The sequence below is a fragment of the Actinomadura bangladeshensis genome, from assembly GCF_004348335.1.
GTDB classification, from domain to species: Bacteria; Actinomycetota; Actinomycetes; order Streptosporangiales; family Streptosporangiaceae; genus Spirillospora; species Spirillospora bangladeshensis.
In genome coordinates this window covers 1-10401 of record NZ_SMJW01000268.1, presented here as the reverse complement: position 1 = coordinate 10401, position 10401 = coordinate 1, and the positions used below count along the sequence as shown (strand labels likewise).

General features: G+C 74.2%; 9 protein-coding genes, 2 rRNA genes and 1 pseudogene. 3 read left to right on the top strand and 9 right to left on the bottom strand.

Annotation, left to right across the window (positions count from 1 at the left end; genetic code table 11):
- Window positions 1-114 precede the first annotated feature (114 nt).
- The 3 genes and pseudogenes from E1284_RS33875 to E1284_RS33865 form a co-directional block, all read right to left on the bottom strand.
- A pseudogene (locus tag E1284_RS33875) lies at window positions 115-1002 on the bottom strand (NAD kinase); the annotation flags it as partial.
- A gap of 112 nt (window positions 1003-1114) precedes the next feature.
- A complete protein-coding gene (locus tag E1284_RS33870; RefSeq protein ID WP_131944238.1) occupies window positions 1115-1918 on the bottom strand; it encodes a TlyA family RNA methyltransferase in 804 nt (267 codons plus the stop codon).
- The gene (locus tag E1284_RS33865; RefSeq protein ID WP_165965530.1) at window positions 1915-2178 is read right to left on the bottom strand and encodes a hypothetical protein; all 264 of its coding nucleotides are present in this window, start codon (window positions 2176-2178) and stop codon (window positions 1915-1917) included. The genes E1284_RS33870 and E1284_RS33865 overlap by 4 nt, the downstream gene beginning before the upstream one ends.
- 94 nt (window positions 2179-2272) lie before the next feature.
- On the opposite strand from E1284_RS33865, the gene E1284_RS33860 reads away from it, so the two are divergent.
- The gene (locus E1284_RS33860; protein ID WP_341770449.1) at window positions 2273-2632 is read left to right on the top strand and encodes an SCP2 sterol-binding domain-containing protein; all 360 of its coding nucleotides are present in this window, start codon (window positions 2273-2275) and stop codon (window positions 2630-2632) included.
- Here the strand turns inward: E1284_RS33860 and E1284_RS33855 are convergent.
- A complete protein-coding gene (locus E1284_RS33855; protein WP_131944242.1) occupies window positions 2629-3630 on the bottom strand; it encodes an HAD-IIA family hydrolase in 1002 nt (333 codons plus the stop codon). The genes E1284_RS33860 and E1284_RS33855 overlap by 4 nt on opposite strands.
- Before the next feature lie 56 nt (window positions 3631-3686).
- On the bottom strand, window positions 3687-4178 hold the full coding sequence (locus tag E1284_RS33850; RefSeq protein WP_131944236.1) for a tetratricopeptide repeat protein: 492 nt from the start codon (window positions 4176-4178) through the stop codon (window positions 3687-3689).
- Between the two features lie 66 nt (window positions 4179-4244).
- Between E1284_RS33850 and E1284_RS33845 the strand changes: the two genes are divergently transcribed.
- Both E1284_RS33845 and E1284_RS33840 read left to right on the top strand, forming a co-directional pair.
- Window positions 4245-5594, top strand: coding sequence for a DUF1015 family protein (locus tag E1284_RS33845; RefSeq protein ID WP_131944235.1), 1350 nt, complete (start codon window positions 4245-4247; stop codon window positions 5592-5594).
- A gap of 7 nt (window positions 5595-5601) precedes the next feature.
- Window positions 5602-6540, top strand: coding sequence for an MBL fold metallo-hydrolase (locus tag E1284_RS33840; RefSeq protein WP_131944234.1), 939 nt, complete (start codon window positions 5602-5604; stop codon window positions 6538-6540).
- A 33-nt stretch (window positions 6541-6573) separates the two neighbouring features.
- On the opposite strand, the gene E1284_RS33835 is transcribed toward E1284_RS33840, so the two are convergent.
- The 4 genes from E1284_RS33835 to E1284_RS33820 all read right to left on the bottom strand — a co-directional run.
- Complete coding sequence (locus E1284_RS33835) at window positions 6574-7740, bottom strand: alkaline phosphatase PhoX (protein WP_207924102.1); 1167 nt, start codon at window positions 7738-7740, stop codon at window positions 6574-6576.
- 105 nt (window positions 7741-7845) lie between these two features.
- A complete protein-coding gene (locus E1284_RS43395; RefSeq protein ID WP_243714909.1) occupies window positions 7846-9921 on the bottom strand; it encodes a hypothetical protein in 2076 nt (691 codons plus the stop codon).
- A gap of 112 nt (window positions 9922-10033) precedes the next feature.
- Window positions 10034-10150: ribosomal RNA gene (gene rrf, locus E1284_RS33825) — 5S ribosomal RNA — on the bottom strand.
- 150 nt (window positions 10151-10300) lie between these two features.
- Window positions 10301-10401 (bottom strand): 23S ribosomal RNA (locus tag E1284_RS33820); the annotation flags it as partial.

Here is a 10401-nt window from a genome sequence, read left to right as displayed (position 1 = left end):
GCCGGGACCGCCGTCCGGGGCGAATCCCCGGCCCGGGTACCCGGCGACGCCGCCGGCCGCGGGAGCGTCCCCGACCTGCGAATCCCCCAGCGGCGGCGACGGCCGGGACGGCTGCCGGACCCGCCCGCGCCAGCCCGTGACGGGCAGCCCGAACTTGGTGACCAGCCGGTCGGTGAACGGGGTGAGGTGCAGCCGCGCGAGCCGCACCGGCTGCGCGCCGCGGCGCACCTCCACCCGCGCTCCCGGCGGCAGGTCGAGGGTGCGGCGCCCGTCGCACCACAGCACGGCGCGGGGCGTGTCCGGCAGCACCTCCACCGCCACCGACGAGCGCGGCGACACCACCAGCGGGCGGGCGAACAGCGAGTGCGCGCTGATCGGCACGACCAGCATCGCCTCCACCTCCGGCCACACCACGGGACCGCCGGCCGAGAACGCGTAGGCGGTGGAGCCGGTCGGTGTGGCGCACACCACCCCGTCGCAGCCCCAGTTCGACAGCGGCCGGCCGTCGATCTCGGCGACGACCTCCAGCATCCGCTCCCGCTCGGCCTTCTCGATGCTCGCCTCGTTCAGCGCCCACGTCGTCCCGAGCACGGTGCCGTTGCGGCGCGCGGTGACGTCCACGGTCATCCGCTCCTCGACCTCGTAGCGGCGGTCGCAGACACGGTCGACGGTGGCGGCGAGGTCCTCTCGCTCGGCCTCGGCGAGGAACCCGACGTGGCCGAGGTTCACGCCGAGCAGCGGGGCGCCGGACGGACGGGTCAGGTCGGCCGCGCGCAGCAGCGTCCCGTCGCCGCCGAGGACCATGACGACCTCGGCGTCGTCGGCGGCCGCCGGGGTGCTGGGCATGACCTGCACGCCCGGGCACCCGATCATCGCGGCCTCGTCGTCCAGGACCCGGACACCGATCCCGGCCTCGCTGAGCCGCGCGATGACCAGCTGCGCGCTGCGGACGGCCTCCGGCCGCCCGGTGTGCGTCACGACCAGCACCGACCTTGTGCTCATGCTCTCGCCCCACTCCCCGCCTCGCTCCGGCGTACGGACGTCTGGACGAACGCCCCTGGTGCGGACGTTCCCGGTTCGGACGCTCTCTGTACGTTCCGGAGACTCTCGCCGATCACCGCGGGCCTTCCTCGATCGCCTTCGCCAGGGCCTCGTCCTCGAGGGGCGGGGCCCCCGCCCGCAGCCACAGGAAGTACTCCACGTTGCCGGACGGCCCCGGCAGCGGGCTCGCCGCCACCCCGAGGACGCCGAGCCCGAGCGTCGCCGCATGGTCGGCGACGCCCCGCACGGCCTCGGCGCGCAGCTCCGGGTCGCGCACCACGCCTCCGGCGCCGACGCGGTCCCTGCCGACCTCGAACTGCGGCTTGACCATGACCGCGTAGTCGGCGCCGGGCGCGACGCAGTCCCGCACCGGCCCGAGCACGAGTTTCAGTGAGATGAACGACAGGTCGCCGACGACGAGATCGGGGGGCGGGTCGCCGAGCGTCCCCGGCTCGAGCTCGCGGATGTTGACCCGCTCCATGACGGTGACCCGCTCGTCCGTCCGCAGCGACCAGGCGATCTGGCCGTACCCGACGTCGACCGCGTAGACGTGCGCGGCGCCGGTGCGCAGCAGGACGTCGGTGAACCCGCCGGTGGAGGCGCCGGCGTCCAGGCAGGTGCGCCCGGCGACCTCCAGGCCCGCGAACGCCTCCAGCGCGCCCGCGAGCTTGTGCCCGCCGCGCGAGACGTAGTCGGGCCCGCCGGCGGCCTCCTCGACGAGGATCGCGGCCCCGGTCTCGACCTGCGTCGCGGCCTTCGCCGCCCGCTGCCCGCCGACCCGCACCCGACCGTCGGCGATGAGCTGCCCGGCGTGCTCGCGCGACCGCGCGAGTCTGCGCCGCACGAGTTCGGCGTCCAGCCTCCGCCTGGTGCTCACGGGCGGGGGCGCAGCGCGTCGGGGAAGGCGGGCCGCGGCGGCTGCGGCGGCTGGGCCGGCTCGTCCTGCCCGGCGGACGCGAGCAGCTCCTGCAGGCGCCGGTGGACGTCCTCGAAGATCTCCACGTGCTCCTGCACGGGCCGCCCGCCGAGCCCGGCGAGGGGCGCCACGGCGGCGTCGACGCGCGGGTCGCCGGTCGGCTCGGGCGGCGGCGCGGCCGGGGTCTCCGGCGCGGCCTCCGCGCCCTCGTCGGACATCACGTCTACCTCCCGATCGGCCCCGGGGCGCCCCTGCCGAGTCGCCTCCACCTCACCCCGAACGCTACCGTCCCTACCCGACATCGTTGCCGGATGAATGGGGAACTGCCTGATCATGGCGAACGAGGAGGACTGCCGTGCGGCGCTGGAGCGGGTCGCGGCCCGGCTGGCGGAGGTGGACGCCGACCGGCTCGCCGAGCACGTCGTCGAGCGGACGATCAGCTGCCGCATCCCGGATCTCGGGCTGGCCTACCGGTCCCGGCTCCACGGGGGCGGTCTCGACCCGTTCGAGCCCGACGGCGACCCCGGCTCCGCGCAGGTGCGGCTGACCGTGGACAGCGACGACCTCGTCGCGATGGCGCACGACGAACTGCACCCGGCCAAGGCGTGGGCGGCCGGGCGCGTCAAGATCGAGGCGAGCATCTTCGACCTGCTGCGCCTGCGGAAGCTGCTCTAGAGCGGCAGGCACTCCAGGGCCTCGGCGAGGGCTTCGCGCGATGGCGGCTCCTCGGTCTCCCAGGCGGCGGACGCGAGGGCGCGGAGGCCGTCGTAGGCGTCGCCGGAGCCGGTGAGCGTGAACCTGTCGCCCTCGCGGCGGGCCGTCCAGCCCCGGCAGGTATGCCCGCCGTCCGCGCGGACGATCTCCGGGTGCGGGACGAGCAGCCCGGTCAGATCGGGCGCCAGGTAGCTGGGACGGCGGTTCGGCGGCGCGGTCAGGGCGTGCATGTGGTCGGTGACGCCGGTGAAGACCAGGAGGCTGTCGGCACCGCCGTTGAAGGCGCCCTCTATGTCGGTGTCGAGGCGGTCGCCCACCACGAGGGGGCGCTGCGCACCGGTGCGCAGGATCGACTCCTGGTGCAGGGGGCGTTCCGGCTTGCCGGTGACGATCGGCTCGACGCCCGTCGCCGCGCTGATCACCCGGAGCAGGGCCCCGTTGCCGGGATGCGGGGGCCCGTCGCCGCCGGGGATGGTCAGGTCGCCGTTGGACCCGACGAACAGCGCGCCCATGCTGACGGCCTGCGCGCCCTGCGAGAGCGCCCCGTAGGTGAGTTCGGGGTGGTAGCCCTGCGCGACGGCGGGGGGCCGTCCCGCCGCGGTCGACACCGGGCGCAGGCCGTGCTGGTACAGGGCGTGGCGCAGGCCCATGCCGCCGACCACGAGCACCTCCGAGCCCGCGGGCAGCCGCTCGGCGAGCAGCCGCGCGGCGGCCTGCGCGGAGGTCACCACGTCCGCCGGGTCGGCGGGGACGCCGACCTCGGTGAGCAGCGCGGCGACGGCCGAGGGGGTCCGGGAGGCGTTGTTGGTCACGAACGCGAGCCGCTGCCCGGCGGCGCGGGCCTTGGCGAGCGAGTCCGCCGCCGCAGGGACGGGCCTGCGGCCGACGTAGACGACCCCGTCGAGATCGAGCAGGGCGACGTCGTACGCCTCGCTCAGGGGACGGTCGCTGCCTTTCATCGCGCTCCTCATGCGTGCGATCGTACGGGGGGTGTTACCGGCGGGTAAGGGCCGGGTCAGCGGCGGGCCGCGAGGGTGGCCCTGGCCTGCCGCAACGCCCGGGCGTAGTCCCGGTTGTCGGGACGCATGGCGGCGGCGAGCGCCAACTGCTCGACGGCGCCCTCGAAGTCGCCCAGCCGGCTGAGCGACAGCCCGAGGCCGAAGCGGGCGTAGTCCTCGGCGGGCTCCTCCTCGACGATCCGGCGGAAGCTCGCCGCCGCCGCGTCGAACCGCCGGGCGCCGAACTGGGCGCGGGCGAGCGCCTCGCGGATGCTGTGCGACCCCGGCTCGGCCTCGGCCGCCCTGGTCAGCAGCTGGAGCGCGGCGGCGGCGCTGCCCGACCGCAGCAGCTCCAGGCCGCGCGTGTACCACTCGTAGACCCCGCCCTCCGGCGAGGCCGCCTGCTCGCCCGGGGCGCCCGCCGGATCGCCGCCCGGATCGCCGCCCGGATCACCGGCCGGGTCGCCGGCTGGGGAATCCTCCGGCCGTCCAGGCCCTTGACCACCCATATGGACCTCCCCTCGGATCATGACGACCGTACCCGGCGGGGCGCCGGCCGCCTCCCGGTGAATACCATGCCCACCGTGGACGACGACCTCCCCTCCGGCCTCGCGCCGGAGGAGTTCAGCGCCCGGATCTTCGGGACGGCCGGGCCGCGCACGGGCGCCGGCCTGGCACTGGCCCCGTTCCGCGGCGTCCGGTTCGTCCCCGAGGTGGCCGGTGATCCGGCGGCGGTCACCATGCCGCCCTACGACCTGATCGACGAGGCGGCGGCGCTGCGGCTGCTGGCGGGCGGCGGGCACAACATCGTCCGGCTCAACCTGCCGCGCGCCGCCGGCGAGAGCTACGGCGCGGCGGGCGCGCGGCTGCGCCGCTGGCTGGACGAGGGCGCGCTCGCCGTCGACCCCGAGCCGGCCCTGTACGTCTACGAGGCGTCCCGCGGCGGGACGGTCCTGCAGCGCGGCCTCATCGGCGCGCTGGGCCTGCGCGCGGAGGCCGACGGGGTCGTGCTGCCGCACGAGAACGTCTTCCCGGGCCCGGTCCGCGACCGGCTCGCGCTGATGACGGCCGCGAACGCCAACCTGGAACCGATCTTCCTGGTGTACGAGGGCGGCGGCGGCGCGGCCGCGATCGTCGACGAGGCCGCCGCGTCCGCGCCGCTCGTGGAGTTCGGCGCCGACGACGGGCTGACGCACCGGCTCTGGCGCGTCACCGACCCCGCCGCGCACGCACGGGTCGCCGCCGACCTGCGCGACAAGCAGGCCCTCATCGCCGACGGCCACCACCGCTACGCCACCTACCGCGCCCTCCAGGCGCGCCGCCACGCGGCCGGAGACGGCCCCGGGCCGTGGGACGAGGGGCTGGCGCTCCTGGTCGACTCCACGCGCTACCCGCCGCACCTGGGCGCGATCCACCGCGTCCTGCCCGGCCTGCGCCCGGACGATGCGGCCGAAAGGGCGCGCAAGGCTTTCCGCGTCACCGAGTTCCCGGACGAGGCGTCCGCCATCGAGGCGCTCGCCGACGCGAGTGGGCCCGCGTTCCTTCTCGGTGGAGGCGACGCCCTTCACCTCCTCACCGACCCCGACGAGGACGCGATCGCGCGCTGCAGGCCCTCCGGGCACTCCACGCGCTGGTGCAGGCTCGACACCGCCGTCCTGGACTACCTCCTCATCGGCGCCCTGTGGAACGTCCCGGAGAACGAGGACGCCATCGAGGTGGTGCACGACGACCCGTCCGCCGCCATCGCGCGCGCCCGGCGCGCGGGCGGTACGGCGGTCGTCCTGAACCCGCTGAAGGTCGCGGACGTGCTCGCCATCGCGGGCGAGGGCGAGCGGGTGCCGCGCAAGTCGACCTCGTTCGGGCCCAAGCCGCGCACCGGTCTCGTCCTGCGGCTTCTCGACCCGGACGACGCCGAGGGTCCATGATCGGGGGATGGACACCGCGACCACGATCACACCGCTCGGCGGGGACGTCTACGAGATCGACACCCGGATGGCCGGCTACAGCGGCATCACCGCCGGATACCTGATCCTTTCCGACCGGCCATGCCTGGTGGAGCCCGGCACGTCCGGCTCGGCGCCCGTGGTGCAGGCGGCGCTGCGGGAGCTCGGCGTCGGGGCGGACGACCTGGCGACCGTGGTCGTGACCCACATCCACCTCGACCACGCGGGCGGCGTCGGCGACATCGCGCGGATGTACCCGGAGGCGGAGGTCGTCGTCCACGAGAAGGGCGCGCGGCACCTGGCCGACCCGTCGCGGCTCATGCGCAGCGCCCGCATGGTGTACGGGGACAGCCTCGACACCCTGTTCGGGGAACTGAAGCCGACGGACGCATCGCGGATCCGCGCCGTCGAGGACACCGGCGTCATCGACCTCGGCAGCGGCCGGCGGCTGGAGTCGCACTACTCCCCCGGCCACGCCAAGCACCACGTCGGGCTGATGGACTCCCACACCGGCGACCTGTACGTGGGCGACGCCGCCGGCATCTACATCCCGGAGACGGCGGACGTGAAGCCCGCGACGCCACCGCCCGACTTCGACCTGGAGTCGGCGCTCGGGTCCCTCGACAGGTTCCGGTCGCTGGGCCCGCAGCGGCTGCTGTTCGCGCACTACGGGCCCGTCGGCGAGGTGGACGACACGCTCGAGCGGTCCGCGGAGGAGCTGCGCGTCTGGGTGGACGCCGTCCAGGACGCCAAGGACCAGGGCCTCGACCTCGACCACGCCGTCGCCATGGTCGTGGACCACACCAGGGACCGCTACGCCGTCATGGCCGACGACGTCGACCCCGCCCTCGTCGCCAAGTACGAGGTGCTGAACAGCGCTGAGAGCAATGTCACGGGCATCCTGCACGCGTTGAGCAGGCACGCGTGAGCGTCCACCGCGCCTGCTCCGCCGCCGACCGCGTCAGCGGCGGAACGGGCCGGTGACCTCGAACGTGCAGCCGTCCGTCCCGGCGATGAACCCGCTCTTGCCGCGCTGGGACGAGAAGTACAGCCGCGATCCGTCCGGGCTGAACGCGCAACCGGTGACCTCCGACTCGTCGTGGCCGAGGACGCGCAGGAACGGCGTCACGATCCCGTCGGCGGTGATGAGGTTGATCTCCATGTTGTCGCCGTCCTCGGCGACGTACAGATCACCGGCCGCCGTGGCGGTCACCGCGTCGACGCCGTGCAGGGGCGCTTCGCCGCTGGTGACGAGGTCGTCGTCATAGGCGATGTCCAGCCGCTCGTTCGCCGCGTCATAGGCCCACACGCGGTTGTCGCCCTTGGTGGTGAAGTAGCAGACGCCGTGCGTGTAGTAGCAGCCCTCACCGCCGTCGAAGCGCATGGCGTCCGCGACCTGCTCACGGGTCGGCGTCAGCCAGAACTGCGGGCTCGGCACCTTCGCCCACCGGACGGGGCCCGTCCCGGAGCCGACCAGGACTTCCAGCGTCCCGGACGACAGGTCGCCCCACGTCTTCGGCCGGAACCGGTAGAAGCAGCCGTCGCCCTGGTCCTCGGCCAGGTAGACGACCTTGCGTTCGGGGTCGGACGCGGCGGCCTCATGCTTGAACCTGCCCATCGCCGGACGCGCCACCGCCGCGTTCTGACCGCGCGGGTCCGTCTCGTAGACGAGACCGAAATCGTGCTCCTCGCACGACAGCCACGTGTTCCACGGCGTCGCCCCGCCTGAGCAGTTCAGGGTCGTGCCGTTCAGGATCCGGTACGCGGACGTCACCTTCCCGGACGCGTCGAACCTCATCGCGGACACACCGCCGACGACGGGGACCTCCGAATTGCTGACATAGATCCAGCCGTCCCCGTCGGGGAAGCAGGCACCGCCGTCGGGCGCCGGATGCCAGGTGTGCCTGGTCCCCTCGACGCGCTGCAGCGACCGCGCCACGATGCGGCTCGTGAACCCGTCCGGCAGCTGCAGCCCGTTGCCGTCGACGGCCCCCAGCGGGCCGTACGGGCTCGGGCCGGGCTGGGCGGGCCCCGCGGCGAACGCCTGCTGCCACAGGGCTCCGGTGAACACGGCCGTGCCGCCGGCGACGGCGGTGGCGCGCAGGAACATACGTCGGTCCAGGGACATGACTCTCCTAAGGAGTCGATCACCGCCGGACTGATCCGGCGGCCCCCCGAACGGCGCGGTCCCGTGAATATCCGGGAAACCTACCCGCCAGTCAAGTACCGGTCGTCACTCCCCGGTCGGGGGCCGCTCCTCGTGGCCGTCCGCCGGCTTCGGCTCCAGGAACACCGCCGGGGCCTCCGGAGCGTCCTCGTCGGGCGCCTTCGGCACTTCGGGCTCGGCGGGCTTGAACGCGATGTCCGTGGCCGCAGCAGGCTCCCCGGGCTCCGCAGGCTCTGCTGAGGCCTCGGGCTTCGCGGGAGCCTCAGGCACTGCGGGCACCTCAGGCTCTGCGAGGGCCTCAGGCTCTGCGAGGGCCTCGTCCTCGACAGCGTCACCGCCTTCGGCGACGTCGTCGTCGTCGGCGTCGGCGCTCAGGCCCTCGGGGTCTGCCGCCTCCTCAACGACTTCGGCCCCTTCGTGCTCCTCGTCCTCTTCCTCGGTGTCGAGGATGTGGAGGCCTTCGATCTCGGCGTACCGCTCGGCGGCGTCGGTCTCGCCGTCCCGGTCGGCCGCGGCCGCACGCGCGAACCAGTCGGCGGCCTCCTCCTCGCGTCCCGCCTCGGCGAGCGCGTCCGCGTAGGCGTAGAACAGCCGCATCGACCAGGGCCGGAGCCGCCGGTCGCGCAGCTCGGGGATCTGCAGGGTGACGACGGCCGCGTCGTACTGCCCCATGTCGCGGCGCACGCCCGACTCGACGATGCGCAGCTCGACGCGCCCGATCTGGTCGAGCTTCTCCGCCTCCGGCGACTTGATCAGGTCGAGGGCGCGCTCCGGACGGCCGAGGCCGCGCTCGCAGTCGACCATCACCGGCAGGTAGGAGTCGTCGCCGGCACCGAGCCGCCGCGCGGCGCGCAGCTCGGCGAGCGCCTCCGCCCATTCGCCCGCGTGGTAGGCCGCGATCCCGGCCGCCTCCCGGACGATCCCGACCCGCGACGCGAGCCGCCGCGCGGCCTTCGCGTGCTTGTAGGACTGCTCCGGTTCGTCCTCGGCCAGCCGCCCCGCCATCACCAGATGCCGCGCCACCTTCGCCGCCAGGTCCTTCGGCAGCGTGCGCAGCTCGGCGCGCGCGTCGGCGTCCAGCTCCTCGCCGGTGACGTCGTCCGGCAGCAGCGGGTCATCGTGCCTGGGGCGTTCCTGCTCCTCGTTCCGCGCCCGCCTGTCCTGCCGGTCGCGCGGCGGCCCGTAGGAGCGCCCGCCGTCCTGGGGACGCTTCGGACCGCGTCCTGCGAAGGACCTGTCCCGGTCTCCCGGACGCCCTTCCCGCCTGCCCTCGAACCGGCGCCCGCCCTGGCGGTCGTCACGGTCCTTGAACCGGCGTTCCTGCGGCCGCCCCTCGAACCGGCGCTCGCCGGGGCGGCCATCGTCACGCCTCGGCCTGTCGTCACGGTCCTTGAAGCGGCGCTCGCCCTGGCCGCCACCGGGGCGTCCCTCACGCCGCGGCCCGGCGGAGCCGCCGAAACGGCCTTCCCGGCGCTCGCCGCCCTGACCGCCGAACTGCCGGTCACCGGGCTTGCCCCGGCGCGGTCCGTCGAACCGGCGCTCGCCGGATCCGCCCCGCTGTCCTTCGAACCGTCGTTCGCCCGGCCTGCCGGAGCCGCCGTCCTGGCCGCCGAAGCGCCGTTCGCCGGGCTTCCCCGACCCGCCTCGCTGCCCCTCGTACCGCCGCTCACCCGGCCGGCCCTGGCCGCTACCGCCCTGACCGCCGAACCGGCGCTCGCCGGACCCGCCCTGACCGGCCCGAGGCCCACCGGGCCGCCGGTCCGCGGGCTTGCCCCCACCACTGCGCTGGCCTTCGAACCGGCCTTCGCCGCGGTCGCGGCGCGGGCCGCCGAAACGACCGTCGCGACGGTCGTCCGAGCGTCCTTCACCGGAGTCGGCACGCCGATCGTCGGAACGCTTGAACGGACGGCCCGGCTTGCGGTCATCACGCTTGCCGCGCGAGTCCCGGTCCTTCCAGCCGCCGCCCGCGGGACGGCCGCGACCGCCCCGCTGGTCGCCGGCGCGGGGCGCACCACCGCGAGGTCCGCCGCCCTGGCCGCTGCGGGCGCCGCCCCCACGACGGGGCGGCGTGTTCCGCCGCCCGTTATCGCCTCGCCGCTCGCGGCTGTCGTCGCCGCGGCCGTCCTCTTCCGCGCTCATCACGTCCGTCACTGTTCTTGAAGGTGTTCGTGGATACGTGCAGCCTACTTTGGCAGGACCACGACATGCGTCGAGGGCCGCCCCGCTAAATCGGGGCGACCCTCGACCAATTCAAGTCCGGCGGCGTCCTACTCTCCCACACAGTCTCCCATGCAGTACCATCGGCGCTGAAGGGCTTAACTTCCGGGTTCGGGATGGGACCGGGTGTTTCCCCTTCGCCAAAACCACCGAACGCCTCAACGCACCACCCCACAGGGGCAGGCAAATCAACGTCCAAGCCGTCAGGCTCAGCAATTCAGTTGTACAACCGCGGTGCCCAGGTTGTTTTCTGGGAACCACACAGGGACGCGAACAACGCAGCGATTTGGTTTGAACGTTCAGTGTGTTCAAGCCACTCGGCCTATTAGTACCGGTCGACTCCACACGTTACCGCGCTTCCATCTCCGGCCTATCAACCCGGTCGTCTACCGGGGGCCTTACACC

What these genes read in the sequence shown, in the direction of transcription:
- E1284_RS33860 (WP_341770449.1), top strand. Translation starts at nt 2,273, where the DNA reads ATGGGGAACTGCCTGATCATGGCGAACGAGGAGGACTGCCGTGCGGCG.
- E1284_RS33855 (WP_131944242.1), bottom strand. Translation starts at nt 3,630, where the DNA reads ATGAAAGGCAGCGACCGTCCCCTGAGCGAGGCGTACGACGTCGCCCTG.
- E1284_RS33850 (WP_131944236.1), bottom strand. Translation starts at nt 4,178, where the DNA reads ATGGGTGGTCAAGGGCCTGGACGGCCGGAGGATTCCCCAGCCGGCGAC.
- E1284_RS33845 (WP_131944235.1), top strand. Translation starts at nt 4,245, where the DNA reads ATGCCCACCGTGGACGACGACCTCCCCTCCGGCCTCGCGCCGGAGGAG.
- E1284_RS33840 (WP_131944234.1), top strand. Translation starts at nt 5,602, where the DNA reads ATGGACACCGCGACCACGATCACACCGCTCGGCGGGGACGTCTACGAG.
- E1284_RS33835 (WP_207924102.1), bottom strand. Translation starts at nt 7,740, where the DNA reads ATGTCCCTGGACCGACGTATGTTCCTGCGCGCCACCGCCGTCGCCGGC.